Annotated in this window: 20 protein-coding genes, 2 tRNA genes and 3 rRNA genes; 15 read left to right on the top strand and 10 right to left on the bottom strand. The window is 40.5% G+C overall.

All coding sequences use genetic code 11. From position 1 onward, the window contains the following. Positions 1–14 precede the first annotated feature (14 nt). Complete coding sequence (locus LW139_RS16760; RefSeq protein ID WP_109409052.1) at positions 15–275, bottom strand: Rho-binding antiterminator; 261 nt, start codon at positions 273–275, stop codon at positions 15–17. Between the two features lie 262 nt (positions 276–537). On the opposite strand from LW139_RS16760, the gene nlpE reads away from it, so the two are divergent. Then, positions 538–1,218, top strand: coding sequence for an envelope stress response activation lipoprotein NlpE (gene nlpE / locus LW139_RS16755; protein WP_247850278.1), 681 nt, complete (start codon positions 538–540; stop codon positions 1,216–1,218). Between the two features lie 326 nt (positions 1,219–1,544). On the opposite strand, the gene LW139_RS16750 is transcribed toward nlpE, so the two are convergent. From LW139_RS16750 to metN, 7 genes are all read right to left on the bottom strand, one after another. Next, positions 1,545–1,940, bottom strand: a complete 396-nt coding sequence (locus tag LW139_RS16750) for a YceK/YidQ family lipoprotein (protein ID WP_166539356.1) — start codon at positions 1,938–1,940, stop codon at positions 1,545–1,547. A 353-nt stretch (positions 1,941–2,293) separates the two neighbouring features. Then, positions 2,294–4,009, bottom strand: coding sequence for a proline--tRNA ligase (proS, locus tag LW139_RS16745; protein ID WP_166539355.1), 1,716 nt, complete (start codon positions 4,007–4,009; stop codon positions 2,294–2,296). A gap of 208 nt (positions 4,010–4,217) precedes the next feature. Next, a complete protein-coding gene (gene tsaA, locus LW139_RS16740) occupies positions 4,218–4,925 on the bottom strand; it encodes a tRNA (N6-threonylcarbamoyladenosine(37)-N6)-methyltransferase TrmO (RefSeq protein WP_247850277.1) in 708 nt (235 codons plus the stop codon). Beyond that, a complete protein-coding gene (gene rcsF, locus LW139_RS16735) occupies positions 4,922–5,332 on the bottom strand; it encodes an Rcs stress response system protein RcsF (protein WP_166539353.1) in 411 nt (136 codons plus the stop codon). Before rcsF ends, tsaA begins: the two co-directional genes overlap by 4 nt. A 130-nt stretch (positions 5,333–5,462) precedes the next feature. Next, positions 5,463–6,278 (bottom strand): MetQ/NlpA family lipoprotein, encoded by an 816-nt coding sequence (locus tag LW139_RS16730; protein ID WP_036933990.1) that lies wholly within the window; start codon positions 6,276–6,278, stop codon positions 5,463–5,465. A 66-nt stretch (positions 6,279–6,344) separates the two neighbouring features. After that, positions 6,345–6,998, bottom strand: a complete 654-nt coding sequence (locus LW139_RS16725; protein ID WP_036933988.1) for a methionine ABC transporter permease MetI — start codon at positions 6,996–6,998, stop codon at positions 6,345–6,347. Then, positions 6,991–8,022: a methionine ABC transporter ATP-binding protein MetN gene (metN, locus tag LW139_RS16720; protein ID WP_227336005.1), complete on the bottom strand. Its 1,032-nt coding sequence runs from the start codon at positions 8,020–8,022 to the stop codon at positions 6,991–6,993. The genes LW139_RS16725 and metN overlap by 8 nt, the downstream gene beginning before the upstream one ends. Before the next feature lie 194 nt (positions 8,023–8,216). On the opposite strand from metN, the gene gmhB reads away from it, so the two are divergent. The 10 genes from gmhB (at position 8,217) to LW139_RS16670 (ending at position 18,680) form a co-directional block, all read left to right on the top strand. Beyond that, positions 8,217–8,783 (top strand): D-glycero-beta-D-manno-heptose 1,7-bisphosphate 7-phosphatase, encoded by a 567-nt coding sequence (gmhB, locus tag LW139_RS16715; RefSeq protein ID WP_166539351.1) that lies wholly within the window; start codon positions 8,217–8,219, stop codon positions 8,781–8,783. Positions 8,784–9,179: 396 nt separating this feature from the next. Beyond that, positions 9,180–10,722 (top strand): 16S ribosomal RNA (locus LW139_RS16710). An 84-nt stretch (positions 10,723–10,806) separates the two neighbouring features. Next, positions 10,807–10,882 (top strand) — tRNA-Glu (locus tag LW139_RS16705). A 367-nt stretch (positions 10,883–11,249) separates the two neighbouring features. Then, a 23S ribosomal RNA gene (locus tag LW139_RS16700) occupies positions 11,250–14,326 on the top strand. A 119-nt stretch (positions 14,327–14,445) separates the two neighbouring features. Further along, positions 14,446–14,561: ribosomal RNA gene (rrf, locus tag LW139_RS16695) — 5S ribosomal RNA — on the top strand. The 16S, 23S and 5S rRNA genes sit together here with 2 tRNA genes alongside, the layout of an rRNA operon. A gap of 51 nt (positions 14,562–14,612) precedes the next feature. Next, a tRNA-Asp gene (locus LW139_RS16690) sits at positions 14,613–14,689 on the top strand. Positions 14,690–14,906: 217 nt separating this feature from the next. Next, a complete protein-coding gene (locus tag LW139_RS16685) occupies positions 14,907–15,692 on the top strand; it encodes an endonuclease/exonuclease/phosphatase family protein (protein ID WP_072070197.1) in 786 nt (261 codons plus the stop codon). 183 nt (positions 15,693–15,875) lie between these two features. Then, positions 15,876–17,069, top strand: a complete 1,194-nt coding sequence (locus tag LW139_RS16680) for an NAD(P)/FAD-dependent oxidoreductase (RefSeq protein ID WP_247850276.1) — start codon at positions 15,876–15,878, stop codon at positions 17,067–17,069. Positions 17,070–17,080: 11 nt separating this feature from the next. Continuing rightward, complete coding sequence (locus tag LW139_RS16675) at positions 17,081–17,479, top strand: hypothetical protein (RefSeq protein ID WP_109409738.1); 399 nt, start codon at positions 17,081–17,083, stop codon at positions 17,477–17,479. Positions 17,480–17,498: 19 nt separating this feature from the next. Continuing rightward, positions 17,499–18,680 (top strand): methionine gamma-lyase, encoded by a 1,182-nt coding sequence (locus tag LW139_RS16670; protein ID WP_166539742.1) that lies wholly within the window; start codon positions 17,499–17,501, stop codon positions 18,678–18,680. Between the two features lie 94 nt (positions 18,681–18,774). On the opposite strand, the gene LW139_RS16665 is transcribed toward LW139_RS16670, so the two are convergent. Beyond that, entirely contained in the window at positions 18,775–20,142 is a 1,368-nt protein-coding gene (locus LW139_RS16665; protein ID WP_247850275.1) for an amino acid permease, read from the bottom strand. Between the two features lie 166 nt (positions 20,143–20,308). Here LW139_RS16665 and queE point away from each other — a divergent pair, with 166 nt between their 5' ends. After that, positions 20,309–20,980 carry a 7-carboxy-7-deazaguanine synthase QueE gene (gene queE / locus LW139_RS16660; RefSeq protein ID WP_166539743.1) on the top strand — a complete coding sequence of 224 codons (672 nt, stop codon included), beginning with the start codon at positions 20,309–20,311 and terminating at the stop codon, positions 20,978–20,980. Between the two features lie 81 nt (positions 20,981–21,061). Here the strand turns inward: queE and queD are convergent, their stop codons facing one another. Continuing rightward, positions 21,062–21,424 (bottom strand): 6-carboxytetrahydropterin synthase QueD, encoded by a 363-nt coding sequence (gene queD, locus LW139_RS16655; protein WP_198622798.1) that lies wholly within the window; start codon positions 21,422–21,424, stop codon positions 21,062–21,064. A gap of 301 nt (positions 21,425–21,725) precedes the next feature. Here queD and cysJ point away from each other — a divergent pair, with 301 nt between their 5' ends. From cysJ to LW139_RS16640, 3 genes are read left to right on the top strand one after another with little or no spacing between them, the layout of a single operon-like run. Beyond that, positions 21,726–23,537 (top strand): NADPH-dependent assimilatory sulfite reductase flavoprotein subunit, encoded by a 1,812-nt coding sequence (gene cysJ, locus LW139_RS16650; RefSeq protein WP_247850274.1) that lies wholly within the window; start codon positions 21,726–21,728, stop codon positions 23,535–23,537. Then, positions 23,538–25,268, top strand: coding sequence for an assimilatory sulfite reductase (NADPH) hemoprotein subunit (gene cysI / locus LW139_RS16645; RefSeq protein WP_247850273.1), 1,731 nt, complete (start codon positions 23,538–23,540; stop codon positions 25,266–25,268). Further along, positions 25,265–25,996, top strand: coding sequence for a phosphoadenylyl-sulfate reductase (locus tag LW139_RS16640; protein ID WP_247850272.1), 732 nt, complete (start codon positions 25,265–25,267; stop codon positions 25,994–25,996). The genes cysI and LW139_RS16640 overlap by 4 nt, the downstream gene beginning before the upstream one ends. Positions 25,997–26,011: the final 15 nt, after the last annotated feature.

The raw sequence follows: 26,011 nt of genomic DNA, 5'->3' as shown, positions 1-26,011 counted from the left end.
TGTTCCTTATTCGGTTATTCCGATTTTATAACAATAGTCCCAAGTTCGGGATTAGAAAAACTGGCAATGATATCCAGTCGTAAATCTTTAGAGCCTTCAGACGTCTTAATTTTTAGGTATTCAACCTTTTTGCTTAAGAAAAGATCATCAGCAATGCCTTCAATAAGCTTACCATCATGTAATTCAATATGGAGTGCTAAACCACGTTGGCATGCTAACTCCAGATACTCGTAATCATCACAGTTAATTGGTTGATATTCTGTATTTGTTGACATATTCCCTCACCACTCTTTCGTGGCGGTGTAGCCGCCAGTGAATAATTCAGAATAAAATCATTATGCTGTTATTCGATGTGAGCACAATAGTTATTATAATAATTTTCCGAAATAGTTCTTTATTCGAAGTGATTTGAGAAATAACTGACAATTATAGGTGCATTTATCTTAAAGCGTATTTTATTACCCCCTTTTATTTTAAAAAATGTTAGAATCATATTGAGAATGATTTATTAAAAAGTACCCAGAATGTAGGGAGTCGATGATGGGGAAAAAATTTTTATTTGCAGCCGTTGCTGCTGGGTTATTTGTACTATCAGGTTGCCAAAATAATATTGGCTTATCACTTGATGGAAAAATTGTAGACCAAACTTACAACAGTATTCTGCCGTGTGCCGATTGTTCTGGTATCGACACCACAATTCTTGTTAATCAAGATGGCTCTTATGTCATGGAGCAAAGCTACCAAGGTTCACCTGATGATAAACGTAGTTTCTTTGAATCAGGAACATGGGTATTAGGTAAAGATAAGCTGACGTTGACTAATAGTTACGGTGAAAAGAGCTATTATTTACCTCGTGAAGATAAATTAGTCATGCTTGATATTGATGGCAACGTCATTAATTCAGAACTAAATTATACTTTAGCTAAGGTTCAGCCTAAACAGCTTGCTGGCGAGTTTACCTATTTTGCTGATGCTGGAACATTTAAAGATTGCCAATCAGGACGTGTTTACGCAGCAAATGGTATTGAATTAGAAAAAGGCTATTTCTCAACCGGTGTTGATGGTGGAACACCGGTTTACCTTGAAGTTAATGGTTATTACAGCATTCGTCCTTCAATGGAAGATGGTAAATATGATCGAGCTTTAGTAGTTACAGATGATAAGCCTCGTTTTAATCGCCATGGCTCTTGCGGAAACCATCGTGGTGGCAGAAGCTAAGTTTTAGCGGTTTTGTTTTAATAAAAAAATCGCTTATTGAATAGCCTTGCGTTTATTAGACAGTTAAAATGAGTTGAGTAAAGACTGAGTCCGGTATTGAGCTGAACTCAGTCTTTTTATTTTAAGTTTATCTGTGCAGTATTATTGTGCTTGATATATGCATAAAGTATTTTTCTAATTCATCTATCTCTTTAAATTACTTTGTATAAAAAAATTTTATTTTTAATATATCAAAGAAATTTCCTATTACTGTATTATCTAAATAATTTCCTTTTCGTAATGTATTTTAAATAACCTATTATTTTTAAAGATATTACAATAATAACTTATTTTGTATTGTTCTCTAGCCAGCGCTCATGAGTAGGAGAAACTGGAGAGGGGGGAGTGGAAGGCGTTAACGTTAAATGTTGCTGATCATCTGAGATACTTTCAGTTTCTTGTTTATGTCTATTGCGCTCTTCGGTGTGCGCCTTTTCTTTCTGGGTTTTTATCACATGATCAACGGGAAGAAGGGCGGTATCAAGGACAACATCAATAGGTAAACTGATAATTGAGAATATAGGGTATATTCCCAGAGTAACTAACCAAATATAAGGTTCATTAATAACTTCAACATCAGTATCAGTACCTCGGTAATAATCATTACTACTCTTTGCTCTATTTATTGTTCCACATCCCGATAATATAAAAAGAATACCAACTATTGCTCCAAGTCTTTTCATAATATTTCCTATGTAAATTTAAAATAATAGAAAAATAGTGAGTTAAAATCGCCATTTATATAACGAAATAATAAATAACATACTCGTTTTAATTTCTATTTATTACTAGATCATTCTGATAAAAACAGCTAACTGCGCTATTATAATGATTTGGGTCAAAGAACCTCAATATGTTGAAATGAGTGATTATCAGCGGTATATGACTTTGTTCGGGAAGTTAGAGCTGGAAGGAAACGTATAAAAAAGATGTAATCGGCGATTGATATATTATTCTGATTATAGTTACAAGCGTGTCTGAGAGGACACGCTTGTTATTTATCAATCAAGCCCCTTAAAGATAAGGAGCCTAATAATTAAGCGAGTTGCTCTTTAATAAAGGCAACAACATCGTCAACATTGACTAGTGATTTATCATCACTACGACGCGCTTTATATTCGATTTGATTGTTGTCTAGATTACGATCACCAATCACGATAGTGTGTGGAATACCAATAAGTTCCATATCAGCAAACATCACACCCGGACGCTCTTTACGGTCATCAAACAGAACATCAACACCTTGAGCACGTAATTCGTCATAAAGTCTGTCAGCAACTTCTTTAACGCGATAAGAACGATGCATATTCATTGGTAAAATAGCGACTTGGAATGGTGCAATCGCATCAGGCCAAATAATACCGCGAGCATCATGGTTTTGTTCAATAGCGGCAGCAACAATACGAGTTACACCGATACCATAACAACCCATAGTCACGATTTGGTTATGACCTTCTTCGTTTTGTACCGTTGCTTTTAATGCTTCTGAGTATTTTGTGCCAAGTTGGAAAATATGACCAACTTCAATACCACGTTTGATCAGTAATGTTCCTTTACCGTCTGGGCTTGGATCACCTTCAACAACATTACGGATATCAGCAATTTCAGCAACAGGCAGGTCACGCTCCCAGTTGATACCAAAATAGTGTTTACCATCAACGTTTGCACCAGCACCAAAATCACTCATTACAGAGACAGAACGATCCATAATAACTGGTAGTGGCAGATTAACTGGGCCTAATGAACCTGGACCTGCATTTACAGCTTGGCGAATTTCAGCTTCAGTCGCGAAAGTTAAAGGTGCCGCAACGATAGCGCATTTTTCTGCTTTAACTTCATTAAGCTCGTGGTCGCCACGAACTAATAATGCAACTAATGGGTGACCACTTTCTTTCGTACCATGAACAATCAGTGTTTTAACTGTTTTTTCAATTGGTAAATTGAATTGTTCAACTAATTCAGCAATTGTTTTAGCGTTTGGTGTATCTACTAAACGTAATTCTTCAGTCGCGGTAGCTCTTGGAGTTGCAGGCATTACTGCTTCTGCTAATTCGATATTAGCTGCATAGTCAGAGCCAGTAGAGAAGACGATATCATCTTCACCGCTGTCCGCTAAAACTTGGAACTCATGAGAGGCATTACCACCAATAGAGCCTGTATCTGCAAGCACTGGACGAAAATCTAAACCAATACGAGAGAAAATTTTGCTGTAAGCTTCGTACATTCTGTCGTAAGTCTCTTGTAAAGACTCTTGAGAGATATGGAAAGAGTAAGCATCTTTCATGATAAATTCACGAGAGCGCATAACACCAAAACGAGGGCGTACTTCGTCGCGGAATTTAGTTTGAATTTGATATAAGTTCAGTGGAAGTTGTTTATAAGAGGTAATTTCATTACGAACAATATCAGTAACAACTTCTTCGTGGGTTGGGCCTAAAACAAATGGGCGCTCGCCTCTGTCTGCAAAACGCAGTAATTCAGGGCCATATTGCTCCCAGCGACCACTTTCTAACCATAAATCAGCGGGTTGAACAACGGGCATTGAAATTTCAAGTGATCCTGCATTGTCCATCTCTTCACGAACAATTTTTTCAATTTTTCTCAGAACACGAACCCCTGTCGGCATCCAATCATAAAGACCAGAAGCGAGTTTACGGATCATGCCTGCGCGAAGCATAAGTTGATGGCTGACAATTTCTGCATCAGCAGGTGTCTCTTTTAAAGTAGAGAGCAAATAGTGGCTAGTACGCATTATTAGGTTCCATTAGAACAAAAATACTTAGGCTGACTGTCACGCCAGTCTACATCAATATAATTAGAGAAAGACTTTAGTCTACCAGTGACTTAGGTCTGCCAAAAGGGGCAAAGCATTTTTTTCAATCTGATTTGTTTAAAGACAACGAGAATGACGTTCAGATTGGATAATTCATGATAGCAATATCAATGAAGATAGTAGCAAGTTACCGCGGTTCAATATCAAGAACAAGTGTCTGTTGCCCATTCACTTGCCAGCGAACATTAAATTCAAGCAAATGCACCGCATAGATCCTATCACTTTGCTCATTTTTTTTATAAGCAGGGCGAGGATCTTGTTGTAATACTTGAGTAATAAAACGCGAAAGATGAGGATATTCGTTCGCATAATGTTGCAGTTGTTCTAAAGCGAGTTGTGAAAAGAAGACCGGCATTTCATTAGCTGGTGCTTCTTGTGCAAAACCAGCAATCGCATTTGGTCGAGACTCTGCAAAGGGTAAATAAGGCTTAATATCAAGAACAGGAGTTCCATCAACTAAATCAAGGCTGCCTAAGTCTAAAATAACAGACTGGTTCTGTGTGTTTACTTTTTTTAATTCGACTAAAGACATGCCGATGGGATTGGGACGAAAAGTTGAGCGGGTTGCAAAAATACCTATTTTGGCATTCCCACCAAGCCTTGGGGGGCGAACTAAAGGGTGCCAACCCTGTTGTGCTGTTTGATGAAAAACAAAAATCAGCCAAAGATGACTAAATTGTTCTAAGCCTCGAACTGCATCTGGGTGATTATAAGGTGCATGTAGAATAAGTTGGCCGCCGCCATCCTGGATTAACCCAGGTTGGCGTGGAACGGCAAATTTTTCTTTATAAGGACTTGATATATGCCCTATAGGATTCATTTGGTAGGTATTCATTTTGTAATGAGTAATGCGGTGCCTTCACAAATGGCAGATTGGTAGCAACCTAAACCAGTGACAATTTGGCATTCATGCAATAAAACAGCATTGGCATTTTTGTAAGCTGCTTTGGTCGCCATTCTTTTTTTAGCAATAGGTAAACTTGCTGGTGGATCTTGTAATGTTTGACGGCAAGATTCACCGGCAACAATACCGAGATCTTTAAACGGAGCACCTAAAAGGTCTTCTGTTTTTTCAACAATACGCACTGAAGGTAATGTTTGTGATCTTGGTTTTTGGGGTTGTCCTGGTTTATTTAAACGCATATCCGTAAATTTAGACTGATCAACATCAGATGAATTCTGCATTGAACAACCTGTCATAAACAGCGCCATGATGCCAATAAGTAGCAAGCGCATGTGCATGGGTTATATCCTCTTTATTATTGTCTATACAAAAATTAAACGGCTATAATTTAATGCAAATTAGCCAAGTAAAAAAGAGAAAGGCGAACAAATGTCCGCCTTTTTTATAATTAAGTTAAATATTGACGTATTACCAGCCTTTTACTGCACCACCGTTAAAAATTTTATTGGCAGCACTATCCACTTCATCAGTTTGATAGGCTTGAATAAATTTCTTCACATTCTCGCTGTCTTTATTGTCTTCACGAGCAACAATGATATTTACGTATGGTGAGTCTTTATCTTCAACAAAAATACCGTCTTTTGCTGGTGTTAAATTGACTTGGCTTGCATAAGTAGTGTTAATTACCGCTAAGTAGATTTTTTGATCATCTAATGAGCGAGGTAATTGTGGTGCTTCTAATTCAACTAATTGTAATTTTTTAGGGTTTTCAATAATATCAAGCTTGGTAGGTAACAGACCTACACCATCTTTTAATTTAATTAACCCAACTTTTTCTAATAACAGCAGTGAGCGACCTAAGTTTGTTGGATCATTAGGAATAGCCACTTGTGCTTCATCAGGTAAATCGGCTAAATCAGTGATCTTTTTAGAATAACCCGCGATAGGGTAAATAAATGTATTTCCTACAGCTGTTATTTTGTAATTACGATCTTTAATTTGTTGGTCTAAATAAGGTTTATGTTGGAATGCATTAATGTCGATATCACCGCGACTTAATGATTCATTAGGCATGACGAAGTCATTGAAAGTAACGAGTTCTACATCAAGACCATATTTATCTTTAGCAACTTGTTTCGCTACTTCAGCGACTTGTTGTTCTGAGCCTGAAATAACGCCGACACGAATATGGTTTGGATCTTTTTCTTTTTCACCACAACCAGCTAATGCCAATGCACCAACTAAAGCACTTACAACTGCGAGCGATTTAAATTTCAATGACATACATTTACCCTTATTGATCTGTTAATTAAAAGGTTTCGTTATTAATAATAGAAACCTTCAATCTATTTATTTATGTGTTGTCAGCTTCACTAAGCGATCGCCGAAAAACTGAATGATAAAAACAAGAATAACGAGTAGAACAATGACTGTATTCATTACTGTAGCGTTATAGCCAACGTAACCATATTGGTAGCCAATTTGACCTAAACCACCGGCACCAACAGCACCTCCCATTGCGGAGTAACCCACTAATGTAATTAAAGTAATGGTTGCTGCATTAATCAAGCCAGGTAAAGATTCGGGTAATAAAATCTTCTTAATAATTTGCATTGGCGTTGCACCCATAGATCGGGATGCTTCAATTAATCCTTGAGGGATTTCTAATAGTGTATTTTCTACCATACGTGCAATAAATGGTGCTGCGCCAACAGTTAATGGCACTATGGCTGCTTGCAAGCCAATTGACGTCCCCACGACCATACGTGTAAAAGGGATCATCCATACTAATAAGATAATAAAAGGGATTGCCCTAAAAATATTGACGAGTGCTGAAATAATCCGGTAGGCAGGTGGGTTTGCCATGATTTGTTCAGGACGCGTAACATAGAGTAAAACCCCCAAAGGTAATCCGATAACAAAACCAAAGAAGCCTGAAACAAAGGTCATGACTAAGGTTTCCCAGATCCCACTAATTAATAAATAAATCATTCCTTCAGACATAACCGAGAACCTCTACTTTCACATGATGCTCTTCTAAAAACGCAATCGACTTTTCCGTGTTACCATTCTTACCGTGTAGTTCTGCTAACATCACACCAAATTTCACACCACCGGCATAGTCCATTTGAGAACTTAAAATATTAATATCAGCGTCAAAACGACGTGCAACGATAGACATCAATGGTGCATCTACAGATTGACCGTTAAATTCAAGTTTCAATAATGGGAATAAACCTTCCTCCCACTCTGGCTTCAAGCGTTCTTTATAGTCTTCAGGAATATCTAATTGTAGTGTTGATTGAATAAAAGCTTGTGAAACAGGCGTTTTAGGGTGTGAGAAAACCTCACTGACGGCATCACTTTCAACTAATTCGCCACCACTAATAACCGCAACTTGGTCACAAATACGTTTTACAACGTCCATTTCATGAGTAATTAATAAAATAGTGAGGCCTAAGCGACGATTAATATCTTTCAATAATTCTAAAATAGAACGTGTTGTTGCCGGATCTAGTGCGCTAGTGGCTTCATCACACAATAAAACATTAGGTGAGTTTGCCAATGCGCGTGCTATTGCAACACGTTGTTTTTGTCCACCAGATAAGTTAGCTGGGTAATACTCTTTCTTATCAGATAAACCAACTAATTCTAGTAATTCATTAACACGCTTATTGATTTCAGCTCGTGGCGTATTATCAAGTTCTAATGGCAATGCGACATTATCAAATACGGTACGAGAGGACAGTAAGTTGAAATGCTGGAAAATCATGCCAATACCGCGGCGTGCTTTTGTTAATTCTTTATTTGATAATTTTGTGAGATCTCGTCCATCAACCAATACTTCACCTGAAGTTGGTTTCTCTAACATATTTACGCAACGTATAAGTGTACTTTTACCCGCACCTGACGATCCGATAACACCAAAAATCTGCCCTTGTGGCACATGCAGGTTTATATTTGATAGCGCCTGTATAGAACGCTCTCCCTGCTTAAATACTTTGTTTATATTCGTCAGTTTAATCATGTTTTTCTTTATATAAGTAGATATGGGACATAAAGACTATTCTGCCCGAGTTAAAATAGATGTTAAGGCGTCTAGACGGCCAAGTCAATAAAAAAGAGTAGAAGACTAATAAAGAAAGAAAGCCATGGATATCATTCTCTATATAAGAAAAAACATGCGATACTAATAAAAATATCTAAATGGAGTAATGTGCTGTGAGTAAGGGGATTTCAGCGATTTTCTTAGATCGCGATGGAACTATTAATATAGACCATGGTTATGTATCTGAAATTGATAACTTTGAATTTATCGATGGTGTTATTGAGGCAATGGCTGAATTAAAAGCTATGGGTTATGCCTTAGTATTAGTCACCAATCAATCAGGTATTGGTCGAGGCTATTATAGTGAAGATCAATTTTTACACTTAACAGAGTGGATGGATTGGTCTTTAGCGGATAGAGGCGTTGATTTAGACGGTATCTATTATTGCCCTCATCATCCTGATGCAAGTGTAGAAGAATATAAGAAAGCATGTGATTGCCGTAAACCTGCATCTGGTATGTTTATGGATGCTAAAGCGCAATTAAATATCGATATGGCTTCTTCTTATATGGTCGGTGATAAAAAAGAAGATATGTTGGCAGCAAAAAATGCAGGTGTTGGTCATAAAATTCTAGTTCGTACAGGAAAAGAGATAACAGAAGAAGCACAAGAGTGTGCAGATTTTGTTCTTGATAGCCTTGCAGACTTGCCAAAATGGCTAAAAAGCCACAAAAAATAAGCACTTCGTTTAATTTACCAACAAACGATCATTTTTTTTAAAAAAACTATTGCCAGCCTCAGAAAACTCCCTATAATGCGTCCTCGTTGTCACGGAACAGGGCGCTAAGCGAACTGACTGAGAGAACAAAGAAAAAAAGTGAAAAGCCTTGAAAATAAACGCTTGACACTGAATGAGGAAGATGTAGAATGCACCTCCTCGCAACAACGCAGAAGACCGGAAACGGCAGCAAATGTTGCACTGCTCTTTAACAAATTATCAGACAATCTGTGTGGGCACTCGCAGAGACGATATCTTCTAAAATATTAGATGTATCAAGTCTTGAAGAGTGAACAACAAAAGTAAATTCATTTATGAATAGCTAAGTTTTCGATTTCTTTGAGCATCAAACACTTTTAATTGAAGAGTTTGATCATGGCTCAGATTGAACGCTGGCGGCAGGCCTAACACATGCAAGTCGAGCGGTAACAGGAGAAAGCTTGCTTTCTTGCTGACGAGCGGCGGACGGGTGAGTAATGTATGGGGATCTGCCCGATAGAGGGGGATAACTACTGGAAACGGTGGCTAATACCGCATGACGTCTACGGACCAAAGCAGGGGCTCTTCGGACCTTGCGCTATCGGATGAACCCATATGGGATTAGCTAGTAGGTGAGGTAATGGCTCACCTAGGCGACGATCTCTAGCTGGTCTGAGAGGATGATCAGCCACACTGGGACTGAGACACGGCCCAGACTCCTACGGGAGGCAGCAGTGGGGAATATTGCACAATGGGCGCAAGCCTGATGCAGCCATGCCGCGTGTATGAAGAAGGCCTTAGGGTTGTAAAGTACTTTCAGCGGGGAGGAAGGTGATAAAGTTAATACCTTTATCAATTGACGTTACCCGCAGAAGAAGCACCGGCTAACTCCGTGCCAGCAGCCGCGGTAATACGGAGGGTGCAAGCGTTAATCGGAATTACTGGGCGTAAAGCGCACGCAGGCGGTCAATTAAGTCAGATGTGAAAGCCCCGAGCTTAACTTGGGAATTGCATCTGAAACTGGTTGGCTAGAGTCTTGTAGAGGGGGGTAGAATTCCATGTGTAGCGGTGAAATGCGTAGAGATGTGGAGGAATACCGGTGGCGAAGGCGGCCCCCTGGACAAAGACTGACGCTCAGGTGCGAAAGCGTGGGGAGCAAACAGGATTAGATACCCTGGTAGTCCACGCTGTAAACGATGTCGATTTAGAGGTTGTGGTCTTGAACCGTGGCTTCTGGAGCTAACGCGTTAAATCGACCGCCTGGGGAGTACGGCCGCAAGGTTAAAACTCAAATGAATTGACGGGGGCCCGCACAAGCGGTGGAGCATGTGGTTTAATTCGATGCAACGCGAAGAACCTTACCTACTCTTGACATCCAGAGAATCCTTTAGAGATAGAGGAGTGCCTTCGGGAACTCTGAGACAGGTGCTGCATGGCTGTCGTCAGCTCGTGTTGTGAAATGTTGGGTTAAGTCCCGCAACGAGCGCAACCCTTATCCTTTGTTGCCAGCGCGTGATGGCGGGAACTCAAAGGAGACTGCCGGTGATAAACCGGAGGAAGGTGGGGATGACGTCAAGTCATCATGGCCCTTACGAGTAGGGCTACACACGTGCTACAATGGCAGATACAAAGAGAAGCGACCTCGCGAGAGCAAGCGGAACTCATAAAGTCTGTCGTAGTCCGGATTGGAGTCTGCAACTCGACTCCATGAAGTCGGAATCGCTAGTAATCGTAGATCAGAATGCTACGGTGAATACGTTCCCGGGCCTTGTACACACCGCCCGTCACACCATGGGAGTGGGTTGCAAAAGAAGTAGGTAGCTTAACCTTCGGGAGGGCGCTTACCACTTTGTGATTCATGACTGGGGTGAAGTCGTAACAAGGTAACCGTAGGGGAACCTGCGGTTGGATCACCTCCTTACCTAAGAGATACGTGTTATGTGTAGTGCTCACACAGATTGTCTGATGAAGAACGAGCAAAAGCGCGTCTGCGAAGCTGACTGAAGTCCCCTTCGTCTAGAGGCCTAGGACACCGCCCTTTCACGGCGGTAACAGGGGTTCGAATCCCCTAGGGGACGCCAATTGCGCGGTATGAGTGAAAGGCGTACCACACTATGTCTGATGAAAATCAGAGAATAGTTAAGATAATTTTAGCAAGTTATTTTAACTATTATGCTCTTTAACAATCTGGAACAAGCTGAAAAATTGAAAACAAATCAATATATCACCGAGGTATATTGATGAGTCTCTCAAAATCTCAAACTTTGAATGTGTTTTTCGACATCGAAGTGGGATGAGCGAGCAATTTACAGTTCGAGGCGGCCAGCGCACAGCCAGCGCAACATACATGAGTATGTGAGCATGGCGAGCACTGCCCAACGACGAAATGTAATCTGCACAGCCATCACCACCCAGACGTCTTCAAGAAGAAACACCTTCGGGTTGTGAGGTTAAGCGAATAAGCGTACACGGTGGATGCCTAGGCAATCAGAGGCGATGAAGGACGTGCTAATCTGCGATAAGCGTCGGTAAGGTGATATGAACCGTTATAACCGACGATTTCCGAATGGGGAAACCCAATATCCAATGGATATTATCATGACGTGAATACATAGCGTCATGAAGCGAACCGGGAGAACTGAAACATCTCAGTACCCCGAGGAAAAGAAATCAACCGAGATTCCCCTAGTAGCGGCGAGCGAACGGGGAACAGCCCAGAGTCTTAATCAATGGCAGCATCAGGAGAACGGTCTGGAAAGTCCGGCAGTAAAGGGTGATAGCCCCGTATCTGAAGATGCTGTTATTGTGAACTCGACGAGTAGGGCGGGACACGTGTTATCCTGTCTGAATATGGGGGGACCATCCTCCAAGGCTAAATACTCCTGATTGACCGATAGTGAACCAGTACCGTGAGGGAAAGGCGAAAAGAACCCCGGCGAGGGGAGTGAAAAAGAACCTGAAACCGTGTACGTACAAGCAGTAGGAGCCCCATCACTCAAGTGCCTTGCACTGAGTGATTGGACAAACCACTCGAAAACAGCGAAGCGTTTACCTACAAAATGGGTTGATTATTTCAAGCCGTCGCGCAGTGTACATAGAAGTACACGAGCAACGGAAGTTAAAAAATCGAGCCAGTTTGACAGTAAAAGCAAGCGGGACATTTGAGGATGGGGTGACTGCGTACCTTTTGTATAATGGGTCAGCGACTTATATTCTGTAGCAAGGTTAACCGTATAGGGGAGCCGTAGGGAAACCGAGTCTTAACTGGGCGAATGAGTTGCAGGGTATAGACCCGAAACCCGGTGATCTATCCATGGGCAGGTTGAAGGTTGGGTAACACTAACTGGAGGACCGAACCGACTAATGTTGAAAAATTAGCGGATGACTTGTGGATGGGGGTGAAAGGCCAATCAAACCGGGAGATAGCTGGTTCTCCCCGAAAGCTATTTAGGTAGCGCCTCGTGAACTCATCTTCGGGGGTAGAGCACTGTTTCGACTAGGGGGTCATCCCGACTTACCAACTCGATGCAAACTGCGAATACCGAAGAATGTTATCACGGGAGACACACGGCGGGTGCTAACGTCCGTCGTGAAGAGGGAAACAACCCAGACCGCCAGCTAAGGTCCCAAAGTCATGGTTAAGTGGGAAACGAAGTGGGAAGGCTCAGACAGCCAGGATGTTGGCTTAGAAGCAGCCATCATTTAAAGAAAGCGTAATAGCTCACTGGTCGAGTCGGCCCGCGCGGAAGATGTAACGGGGCTAAACCATGCACCGAAGCTGCGGCAGCAATACTATGTATTGTTGGGTAGGGGAGCGTTCTGTAAGCCTGCGAAGGTGTACTGTGAGGTATGCTGGAGGTATCAGAAGTGCGAATGCTGACATAAGTAACGATAATGCGGGTGAAAAACCCGCACGCCGGAAGACCAAGGGTTCCTGTCCAACGTTAATCGGGGCAGGGTGAGTCGACCCCTAAGGCGAGGCTGAAAAGCGTAGTCGATGGGAAACGGGTTAATATTCCCGTACTGGTGGTAACTGCGATGGGGGAACGGAGAAGGCTAGGTTGTCCGGGCGACGGTCGTCCCGGTTCAAGCATGTAGGCAGAGTGATTAGGCAAATCCGGTCACTTAATGCTGAGGTGTGATGACGAACCACTAAGGTGGTGAAGCAATTGATGCCCTGCTTCCAGGAAAAGCCTCTAAGCTTCAGGTTACCAACAATCGTACCCCAAACCGACACAGGTGGTCAGGTAGAGAATACTCAGGCGCTTGAGAGAACTCGGGTGAAGGAACTAGGCAAAATGGTGCCGTAACTTCGGGAGAAGGCACGCTGGCGGTAAGTGAAGTCCCTTGCGGACGGAGCCGAAGCCAGTCGAAGATACCAGCTGGCTGCAACTGTTTATTAAAAACACAGCACTGTGCAAACACGAAAGTGGACGTATACGGTGTGACGCCTGCCCGGTGCTGGAAGGTTAATTGATGGGGTTATCCTTAGGGAGAAGCTCTTGATCGAAGCCCCAGTAAACGGCGGCCGTAACTATAACGGTCCTAAGGTAGCGAAATTCCTTGTCGGGTAAGTTCCGACCTGCACGAATGGCGTAATGATGGCCAGGCTGTCTCCACCCGAGACTCAGTGAAATTGAACTCGCTGTGAAGATGCAGTGTACCCGCGGCAAGACGGAAAGACCCCGTGAACCTTTACTATAGCTTGACACTGAACATTGAGCCTTGATGTGTAGGATAGGTGGGAGACTATGAAATGTGGACGCCAGTCTGCATGGAGTCAACCTTGAAATACCACCCTTTAACGTTTGATGTTCTAACCTAGGTCCATAATCTGGATCGGGGACCGTGTCTGGTGGGTAGTTTGACTGGGGCGGTCTCCTCCTAAAGAGTAACGGAGGAGCACGAAGGTTGGCTAAGCATGGTCGGACATCATGCGGTTAGTGCAAAGGCATAAGCCAGCTTGACTGTGAGAGTGACGGCTCGAGCAGGTACGAAAGTAGGTCTTAGTGATCCGGTGGTTCTGAATGGAAGGGCCATCGCTCAACGGATAAAAGGTACTCCGGGGATAACAGGCTGATACCGCCCAAGAGTTCATATCGACGGCGGTGTTTGGCACCTCGATGTCGGCTCATCACATCCTGGGGCTGAAGTAGGTCCCAAGGGTATGGCTGTTCGCCATTTAAAGTGGTACGCGAGCTGGGTTTAGAACGTCGTGAGACAGTTCGGTCCCTATCTGCCGTGGGCGTTGGAAGATTGAGAGGGGTTGCTCCTAGTACGAGAGGACCGGAGTGAACGCACCACTGGTGTTCGGGTTGTCATGCCAATGGCATTGCCCGGTAGCTAAGTGCGGAAGAGATAACCGCTGAAAGCATCTAAGCGGGAAACTTGCCTCGAGATGAGTCTTCCCTGTCACCTTGAGTGACCTAAAGGAACGTTTAAGACTAAGACGTTGATAGGCTGGGTGTGTAAGCGTAGCGATACGTTGAGCTAACCAGTACTAATGAACCGTGAGGCTTAACCTGACAACACCGAAGGTGTTTTGTCTGAGAGACGAAAAGTAGATGAAGTAAGCTTGTTTAAGATTGAATATTGCTGGTTATTGCGTAGAGATACAAAATAACGGGTGATTAAACAGAATTTGCTTGGCGGCCATAGCGCAACGGTCCCACCTGATCCCATGCCGAACTCAGAAGTGAAACGTTGTAGCGCCGATGGTAGTGTGGGGTCTCCCCATGTGAGAGTAGGGAACTGCCAGGCATTAAATTAAAGCATTAGTGTTGGAAAACATTAATCGCGAAAAGAATACGCGGAGCGGTAGTTCAGTTGGTTAGAATACCTGCCTGTCACGCAGGGGGTCGCGGGTTCGAGTCCCGTCCGTTCCGCCAACATTAAGAAACCTAAGTCTAATGACTTAGGTTTTTTTTTGCTTAAAATTTAAGAGTAAACAGACATTAAATCTCTAAAATTAAGTAAAAATAACTAATTTATATAAAAATAATTACTTTTGTTGATTATGGTGTCCTTTTAAAAGATGAGGGTAGCGCTAGGCTTTGGTATACTTAAGTTATAGCAAGAAATCTTGCTGCTTATCTGAGGTTGTTAATGGCGAAGAAACCGACTTATTCAGTACGTTTTGTGGCAGGTCAACCTGTAGAAAGGATTGAACCAAGCCCGCCTTTAAGTGAAAGAAAGGATACGTTACCTATTGGAATGCCTCTTTATACAGAAGGCACGCTAAAAATTGCGGTTTGGAATATCTATAAACAGCAACGACCCAATTGGCGCAATATGTTAGAGATCTTATCAACCGATACGCATTTACTTTTATTGCAAGAGGCTCAAACTACGCCTGAACTTGTTCGTTTTGCAGGAACCCATCATTTAATCGCAGATCAAGTACCTGCCTTAGCTTTTCAGCAACATCCAGCGGGGGTAATGACTTTATCAAGTTCTCATCCTATCTATTGTTGTCCTTTAAGAGAAAAAGAACCTTTTCTACGTTTATCAAAATCAGCATTAATTACGGTATATCCGCTGATCACGGGTGATCATCTAATGGTGATTAATGTGCATGCGATTAATTTTAGTTTTGGTGTTGATGTGTATCAGCGTCAATTAAGTAATTTATCTGTTCATATCATGCATCATAAAGGCCCTATTATTCTTGCAGGTGATTTTAATGCATGGAGTCGTCCTAGAGTGAATGTATTAAAGCGTTTTGCGAGAAGGTTAAGACTTAAAGAGGTTATTTTTGATAATGATTGGCGTACTAAAGCATTTGGTAAACCGTTAGATTATATTTTCTATCGCGGATTATCGCTAAATAATGCAGAAGTGCTGATCACTGATGCTTCAGATCATCATCCTTTAATTGCAACATTTTATTAGTGAGTGATGATAACGATAGTTAATATTAAATTTAAATATTTAAATTCGATATGATTATAACGATTATCAATTAGAATAATTATTTTAAAGATAGTTTATTTATCTATTTAATCTATTTGTTATATTAATGCCTTTTACTATACTTTTTTTGTCTATCTAATATCACTAGATATAGGAAATAAAATGCCAACAAAAAATATAGTTATTATTGGCGGTGGTACCGGCGGAACTATTCTTGCTAATATCCTGGCTAAAAAATTAAATGAAGAAATATTTTCAAATAAAATTAAAATAACACTTATTTCAGATAACCCTCATCATTATTACAAGCCTGCATTTATGTATATTGCATTTAATCTCTTTTTAAAAGAAGAGTTAATGCGATCAGAAAGAAGTTTATTAAGACCTGAAATTGAATTTGTTATAGATAAAGCTGAGCGTTTTGACTTTAACAATAAAGTTATCTATTGCGAGTCCAAGAAAAAATATAATTATGATTTCTTAGTTTTGGCAACTGGCTGTGTTCCTAGCCCTCATAGAATTGAAGGTTTAAAAGAAGCAGGTAGTCATTTTTATCAATATGAAGCAGCAAGAGCGCTCGCTGATAAACTTGCGACAATTGAAAAAGGGCGTGTATTTATTACAGTGAGTTTTCCTGAAACGCCGAATGTGCCTCATCAATGTGGTATTGCTCCAATGGAAACAACCTTGATGCTTGATGAACTATTACGTCAACGTCGAGTAAGAAACAATATTGAAATTGTTTATACCTATCCTACAGTTGCTCAACTTTTAAGAAACTGTTTGTTTATGCAACAAGAGGTTTGCGAAGTCCTTCCTGCGGTATTTTCAGAGCGCGATATTAAAGCTAAACGTGGATTTACATTAAGCCATGTTGATCCAGATAAAAAGATAGCTTACTCAAAAGAGGGTGAAGCAGAGCCGTTTGATATTCTGATGAGTACTCCGCCAATTACTGCGGTTGAAGCTATTCGTAACACGGGTTTAAGTGAACATAATAACGGTGAGGGGTGGTTACCTACAGATCCTGAAACATTACAAGTTTATGGATTAAACCAAGTTTATGTTATTGGTGATACCGTTGATTTACCGATCAGTAAAGCCGGTGGTAGCTGTCATAACCAAGCCGGTGTAATTGCTAATAATATCTGTGGTGAACTGCGCTATGGTTATCCTGCCACTATTTATGATGGTCGAGTACAAGCCGTTGCACAAATGGGGCTATCAGCAGGAATGCCATTACAATATGATTATAAGCACGACGTAATACCTACACCGCCAACAAAGTTAGGGGGATTATTACGTAATAGTTATAACAGAGGTTTATATTGGGCAACAGTTAGAGGATTATTATAGGGGATACAATAATGAGTGAAAATAATTTAAGCCCAGCAGATATTCAACTGTTAACGGATGAAGATAAATTACATCTTCAACATTTATTAGAAAAAGCAAGACCATTATTAGCATTAAAGCGGTTTGATAATATCGTCGATTTATTATCTTTAATATCAGATTCAATAGATATTATGGATAACGCAACGGTTGAAAAACTGTCGGTCGCATTTGAAGAAACATTAATTCCAGTATGGGAATTAAGTGCCGCTTATAATATGGCAAAGAAAGAATCTATTTATCAAGATAAAAAATATACTTTAGGATCAACTTTTGCGTTATTAAGAAATCCTGATACGCTTAAAGGAATTTCTATTATTCTAAGAACAGTTCAAATTATCGGGGAAAATAACCAACGAATAGAAAACTAATTAATAATTAGGTGATGTAATGACGCAAGGTAATAAACATTTTAATACTCAAGCAATACATTATGGTTATTCTCCGTTAGACTCTCAGGGGGCGTTAGTGCCTCCTGTTTTTCAAACGTCTACTTTTGTTTTTCCGACGGCTCAATATGGAGCTGATTGTTTTGCAGGGCGGCAAAAAGGACATTTTTATTCACGGATTTCTAATCCTACATTAGATTTATTAGAAAAACGTTTAGCACAATTAGAAGATGGTGAAGGTGCAGTTGTTTTTTCTTCAGGAATGGGCGCGATTACATCAACCTGTTGGTCGTTACTTCAGCCTGGTGATGAATTGATTGCAGATATGACACTTTATGGATGTACTTTTACTTTTTTTAATCATGGGCTTGCCAAGTTTGGCATTAAAATAAAACACGTTGATTTAACTAATCTAAAAAAACTGAAAGAAGCGATTACTGAGAAAACAAAAATAATTTTTTTTGAAACTCCTGCTAATCCTAATATGCGTGTCAGTGATATAGCAAACATATCAGAAATAGCTCATCAGCATAATATTTTAGTGATAGTGGATAGCACTTACTGTTCACCTTATTTACAACAACCCTTAAAACTTGGTGCAGATATTGTTGTGCATTCTATGACCAAATACTTATCAGGCCATGGCGATGTGACTGCGGGTGCAATTATTACTACACATGAATTAACCAATAAAATACGTGTTGAGGGTTTAAAGGATATGACAGGGGCTTGTTTGTCTCCTCACGATGCCTCGTTAATATTACGAGGTATAAAAACGTTAGGCATAAGAATGGAGCAGATCTGCGAAAATGCACAACGTATAGCACAATACCTTGAAGATAATCCTAAAGTCGAAACTATTTATTATCCTGGGCTGACTTCTTTTCCTCAATATGAACTAGCCAAACGTCAAATGCGGTTAGCTGGAGGTATGATAGCTATTGAGTTAAAAGGAGGCATTAAAGCAGGTAGAGAGTTTCTCAATCGCTTAAATCTTTTTAGTCGAGCTGTGAGCTTAGGAGACTGCGAATCTTTAGCTCAACATCCAGCGACAATGACTCATGCTACTTATAGTGTAGAAGAACGGCAAAGACATGGCATTAGTGACGGTTTGGTTCGTTTATCAATTGGCCTAGAAGATGTGGATGATTTAATTGCAGATCTAGAACAAGCACTGGCTTAGTAACAATCGCTATTATGTAATAAAGAAAAAGGCTGTGAAATTATCCACAGCCTTTATTGCCCAACTTAAATATTGGTTAACTCAGAAATATGATTTATTTCTGGTTCATTCTTGGTTTGATACCCACATAGTAGCCGATAGTTAAAATCGCTACCCATACCATACCCACAATCAATGCCATTCTAGTTGATTCAAAATACCCTAAGATTGCGATAACAAACGCCATAAAGACGATAGTTAGTGCTGGTGCAACAGGCCATAGTGGTACTGGGAATTTAAGTGTTTTTACTTCTTCAGCGCTCATCTTACGACGCATAGCGACTTGTGAAAGTAAAATCATTAACCAAACCCAAACTGTTGCAAATGTCGCAATAGAGGCAATTAAAACAAAGATTTGCTCTGGAATAAGATAATTAAGCACTACGCCAAGTAACAGTACCACTGACATTACTAGTACTGTCATCCAAGGCACGCCATTACGGGTAAGCTTCATAAAGGATTTAGGTGCTTGCCCTTCTTGAGCCATACCGTACATCATACGACCTGCCCCAAAGATATCACTATTAATTGCAGAAATTGCGGCTGTAATAACCACAAGGTTTAAGATATTTGCAGCTGAATTGATCCCTAGATTTGAGAAAATCTGTACAAATGGACTACCGTTATGGCCGATTTGTTGCCAAGGGAAAATACACATTAGAATAAATATTGTTAGAACATAGAATAATAAGATACGAAACGGTACAGCATTGATAGCTTTAGGAATGGTTTTCTCAGGATCTTTAGCTTCACTGGCAGTAATACCAATGACTTCAATCCCACCAAATGCAAACATCACAATGGCAAGCGAGGCGATAACCCCTTCAATACCATTTGGCATAAAACCACCAAACTCCCATAAGTTAGAGATACCAATAGGATGCTCAGTTTGTTGGCCAAAGCCATACATCATAATAACAACACCACCAATGATCATTGCGATAATAGCGGTGACTTTAATAATAGAAAGCCAAAACTCCATTTCCCCAAATATCTTCACATGGCAAAGGTTTAAGGCACCAATAAAGCAAACTATGCCTAATACCCATATCCATTGATCGACATCAGGGAACCAAAGTTTCATATAAAAACCAAATGCTGTGACGTCAGCTAGACAAACAATCAGCATTTCAAAAACGTAGTTCCAACCGGTTAAGAAGCCTGCTAAAGGTCCCATATAATGGCTAGCATATTGTGAGAAAGAGCCCGCAACAGGATGATGAACGGCCATTTCCCCTAATGCACGCATAACCATAAATACCGCAGCACCACCGATAAGGTAAGCCAATAATACTGCGGGACCTGCTTTTTCAATGGCTGCAGCTGAGCCATAAAATAGACCTGTCCCGATCGCAGAGCCTAGCGCCATGAAACGAATGTGCCGCCCTGATAATCCTCGTGAAAGTTGATTCTCTTTTTGCATCTAAAGTATTCCCATCTCTGTCCAACGGAGGAACTCTATCCTCTTTTTCAGTGTCTTCTCGCACGTTAGCTATTCAAAACAAACCATGTACCTTATCATAAAGCCTCTTACGGTGAGATAGTTATCTGTAATAATCATCAGCATTCATTGGATATCAGAGTTTCTTATGCAATACCCCATTAATGAAGTGTTTCAAACCTTACAGGGTGAAGGTGTTTTTACTGGCGTTCCTGCGCTTTTCGTTCGATTACAAGGTTGCCCAGTCGGCTGTAGTTGGTGTGATACAAAGCATACTTGGGAAAAAGAGGGCGAAAAAAAAGTTCCTCTTGGTGATATCCCGATTAAAACGCAAGAAAGCGATACTTGGGGCGAAGCCAGTGTTGCTGAAATTTTATCACTTTTTCAGCAACAAGGTTATAGTGCAAAACACGTTGTTATCACGGGAGGGGAACCTTGTTTATATGATTTGCGTCCTTTAACGCAAGGATTAGAGCAAGCGGGTTTTGCCTGCCAGATAGAAACCAGCGGTACTCATGACATTCTATGTAGTGAAAAAACATGGGTCACACTCTCACCTAAAGTGGGAATGCGAGGCGGTTTTAGTGTTTTATCAAACGCTATCAATCGTGCTAATGAAATAAAACATCCTGTTGGACGTGAAAAAGATATTGAAGCGTTGGATACATTATTGGCATTACGCACAGAACAACCTGCACCTGTTGTTGCTTTACAGCCCATTAGTTGTAAAGAGAGTGCAACTGCATTATGTATTAAAACTTGTATTGAACGTAATTGGCGTTTCTCAATGCAAACGCATAAGTATTTAAATATTGCGTGATCAGATTTTTAATATGAAAAAAATCAGCCAATAAAAGGCTGATTTTCTTTTAGGTGATAACGGTTTAATCTTAATACAGAGCTATTCACCGCGATAAATACATCCTGCTGTACACGTCTCTTTCACCATTACCGCAGATAATAATGGTAATACCGGTTTTACTTGCTGCCAAATCCATTTTGCGAGCACTTCGCTGGTCGGATTTTCAAGGCCTTCAATTTCGTTAAGATAGTAGTGATCAAGACGCTCAAGAGTGGGTTTAAATGCGGCTTTAACATCAGCAAAATCAATAAGCCAACCTGACTGTGTATCAACTTCACCTGTTAGCTCTAATCGAACCAAAAAGGAGTGTCCGTGCAGGCGCCCGCATTTGTGGCCTTCAGGAACATGCGGTAAATGGTGGGCGGCTTCAAACTGAAAATCTTTAAAGATGGTGGTTGTCATCAAAACTCTCTTGACTTAATTAGTAAAAAAAAGACACAAATAGAACGAAGTCTACCAGTGTAGCCGATTTAGCGTATCACGCCTAATCTCCCTTAATCTTAATGACTTGTTATGTTCCTTTTTGCTTATTAATTTTATTGGTAAAGGAAACCGATAAATAAATTTAGCATTTAAGGTTATTAGATAGAGCCAACAGGTCTTTAATTCACCTTCTAGTCGTGAGATACCCTCTCAATATTAGAAATATTATCAAAGAACAATAAAGCACAGATAAGTGCATCGCTTTTTTAAGGCAGGATAAATGAGCAATCAACCCCCATTATTATCAATGCTTCCATTAACACCAGAGCAATTGAATAAATTACAGGATGCAACAAAAGATCTCTCAACAGCGCAAATTGCGTGGTTATCTGGGTATTTATGGGGGCAGTTGGATCATGCTGGCGTACCCGTGTCAACAGCGGTTGTTTCACCACAAGTTCCTGAACAAGAGACTATTACATTAATCTCTGCTTCTCAGACTGGTAATGCCCGCCATCTGACAGAACAATTACGAGATAATCTAGTTGCTCATAAATTGAATGTTGAGTTGTACTCTGCCAGTGAATATAAATTTAAGCAGATCCATAAAGCGACAACTTTAATTATTATTGCATCTACACAAGGAGAGGGTGAGCCTCCAGAAGAAGCGATTGCTTTCTATAAATATCTGCACTCTAAAAAAGCAGCTGAAATGAAGGAAACGTCTTATGCGGTATTCAGTTTAGGCGATACTTCTTACGAACATTTCTGCAAGGCAGGCAAAGACTTTGATGAAAGAATTGCCCAACTTGGTGCAATGCGCTTATTACCTAGAGTTGATGCTGATGTTGAATATCAGGCCATTGCGGATGAATGGATAAAACAGCTTACAGAAATCTTAAAAGTAAAAGTACCTGCACAGAGTACGCAAGTATTACAGCAAACGCAGTCAGGTACAACAGATACGATAGAAACTTCTATTTATCATCGTGATGCGCCTTTTACTGCCACATTACTGACTAATCAAAAAATCACAGGTCGAAATTCGGATAGAGATATTCGCCATATTGAAATCAGTCTTGAAGGTTCTGATTTGCAATATCAACCCGGTGATGCACTGGGTGTTTGGTTTAATAACTCGCCTGAAAAAGTCGATGAACTTATCACGTTATTGTGGCTAAAAGGTGATGAACCTGTCACGTTAAAATCTCAAACATTCACCTTAAAAGAAGCCTTATTACATCATTGTGAATTGACTCAAAATAGCGCGCCTATCGTCAAGGCCTATGCGCAACTTACACGCCATGAAGATTTATTGTCACTTATTGCTGATAAAACAAAGCTTCAGCAATATGCACAAAAACACCCTATTAATGAGATGGTGCGCCAATATTGTGCTCAGCCAACGGCACAAGGTTTTGTGGATATTTTACGTCCTCTTACTCCTCGCCTTTACTCTATTGCATCATCACAACAAGAAGTGGAAGACGAAGTACACCTTACATTAGGCGTTGTGCGTTATGACGTAAACTCGCGTGCGTATACTGGTGGAGCTTCTGGCTTTTTAGCGGATAACTTGAAAGAAGGCGATACCGTCAATGTTTTTATTGAAAAGAATGAACATTTTCGCTTACCAAACAATAACGATGCACCCGTGATTATGATTGGGCCAGGTACAGGTATTGCACCTTTTAGAGCCTTTATGCAACAGCGTGAAAATGACGGTGCAACAGGTAAAAACTGGTTATTTTTCGGTAACCCTCATTTTGTTGAAGATTTTCTCTATCAAGTGGAATGGCAACGTTATGTCAAAAGCGGCCTGTTAACCCATATTGATTTAGCATGGTCACGAGATCAAGCACATAAAATTTATGTACAAGATAAATTACGTGAACGTGGTAGTGATATTTGGCAATGGTTACAACAAGGCGCTTATCTTTATGTCTGTGGTGATGCATCACATATGGCAAAAGATGTTGAACAAGCGTTGTTAGATATTGTGATGGAGTATGGCAATAAAAATAGTGAAGCAGCAGATGAATATTTAAGTGAGCTACGTCTAGAACGGCGTTATCAGAGGGATGTCTATTAAATGAAATCACATACTCAAGCGCCCTTAGTGGTTGAAGGGAAACTGGCCGATAGTGAACGCATGAAAAAAGAGAGTCATTTTTTACGCGGCACTATTACAGAAGACTTACAAAATGGTTTAACGGGTGGGTTTGAAGGCGATAACTTTCTATTGATCCGCTTTCATGGCATGTATCAACAAGATGACAGAGATATTCGTGCAGAACGTGCGGAGCAAATGTTAGAGCCTCGTCATGCGATGATGTTACGTTGTCGTTTACCCGGTGGTATTATCTCACCTAAACAGTGGCTTAGCATTGATCAGTTTGCGACAAAAAATACACTTTACGGCAGTATTCGAATTACTAACCGCCAAACTTTTCAATTTCATGGCATTTTAAAGGGTAATGTAAAACCTGCCCATCAAATGTTAGCCGCCACAGGACTTGATTCTCTAGCAACAGCGAATGATGTTAACCGTAATGTCTTATGTACTTCAAATCCAGTGCAATCTTCATTACATCAAGAAGCGTATGAGTGGGCAAAAAAAATATCAGAGCATTTATTACCACGCACTCATGCATATGCTGAAATTTGGTTAGACAAAGAAAAAGTTGCAACAACAGATGAAGAGCCTATTTTAGGAGAAACCTATTTACCGCGGAAATTTAAAACCTCGGTGGTGATCCCGCCTCATAATGATGTCGATCTTCATGCTAATGATATGAATTTTATTGCAATTGCTGAAAATGGGCGTCTTGTCGGGTTTAATGTGCTGGTGGGGGGCGGTCTTGCGATGACTCATGGTGATAAGAATACCTTTCCTCGCTTAGCCAGTGAATTTGGCTATATCCCTATTGAAAAAACCTTAGCAATTGCTGAGGCGATTGTGACGACCCAGCGTGATTGGGGAAATCGTACTGAACGTAAAAATGCAAAAACAAAATACACATTAGAACGTGTTGGAATAGAAACATTTAAGCAGGAAGTTGAACGTCGTTCAGGTGTTATTTTTGATGCTATTCGGCCTTATGAATTTACACATAGAGGCGATCAAATTGGTTGGTTAAAAGGCGTTGATGATAAATGGCATCTTACTTTATTTATTGAAAGTGGTCGATTGATTGATAAGCCTGATGCTCCATTGAAAACGGGTGTGGCTGAAATTGCTAAAATTCATCAAGGTGATTTTCGTCTTACTGCCAATCAAAATTTGATTGTGGCGGGTGTACCTGAAAATGAAAAAGCAAATGTTGAAGCTATTGCTCGTCAATATGGATTAATTGATGACAAGGTGACCCCACTGCGTGAACATGCAATGGCCTGTGTCTCTTTTCCAACTTGCCCATTGGCAATGGCTGAAGCAGAGCGTTTTTTACCCTCATTCACCGACACACTTGATAGCTTAATGACAAAACATGGCGTCAGTGATGAGCACATTGTTGTGCGCGTAACTGGATGCCCGAACGGTTGTGGTCGCGCTATGTTGGCAGAAGTGGGACTGGTGGGGAAAGCCCCCGATCGTTATAACCTACATTTAGGCGGTAATCGTATTGGTACACGCATACCTAGAATGTATCGTGAAAATATTACCTCGCAAGAAATTATAGCAATACTTGATTCATTGATTGGTGATTGGGCCATTTCTCGCCATAACAATGAAGGGTTTGGTGATTTCCTTATTCGTACCGATGTTGTTAAACCTGTACTCAATTCTGCCGTGGATTTTTATGAAGTGCAGGAGGCGGTATGAATATATTTCAGCTTGAACAACTAAGGTTATTATCGATAGAAGAACAACAAAAAACGTTAGCTGAAATTAATCAAAAACTTGAGCAACTTACCGCTATTGAACGTATTACTTGGGCTTTAACACATTTGCCTAAAGCTTATGTATTAAGCTCTAGTTTTGGTATTCAGTCTGCAGTCTGTTTGCATTTAATTACAAGGCAATATCCTGATATTCCTGTGATTTTGACAGATACGGGTTATTTGTTTCCTGAGACTTATCAGTTTATTGATACATTGACTCAACAGTTACAACTTAATTTAAAGGTGTATCGAGCTGAAATATCTTCATCTTGGCAAGAAGCCCGTTACGGCAAACTTTGGTTAGAAGGCATTGAGGGGATTGAACGTTATAACCAAATAAACAAAGTTGAGCCGATGGAGAGAGCATTAAAAACGTTACAGGCTCAAACATGGTTTGCAGGTCTTCGCCGACAACAATCTATAAGCCGTGAGCATTTACCAGTGCTTTCAATCTCAAAAGGGATCTTTAAGTTTTTACCGATAGTAGATTGGGATAATAAGCAAATTCATCAGTATCTTAAAGAAAATGATTTACCTTATCACCCCTTATGGGAGCAAGGTTATCTCTCTGTGGGTGATACTCATACAACCCGAAAATGGGAAGAAGGTATGAGTGAAGAAGAAACTCGTTTTTTTGGCTTAAAACGTGAGTGTGGGTTACACGAATAACGCCATTATTTATCA

Origin of the sequence: Proteus vulgaris, from assembly GCF_023100685.1 — a bacterium.
Classification (GTDB): Bacteria; Pseudomonadota; Gammaproteobacteria; order Enterobacterales; family Enterobacteriaceae; genus Proteus.
The sequence above is the reverse complement of the archived record's forward strand: the minus strand, read 5'-3'. Positions and strand labels throughout refer to the sequence as shown.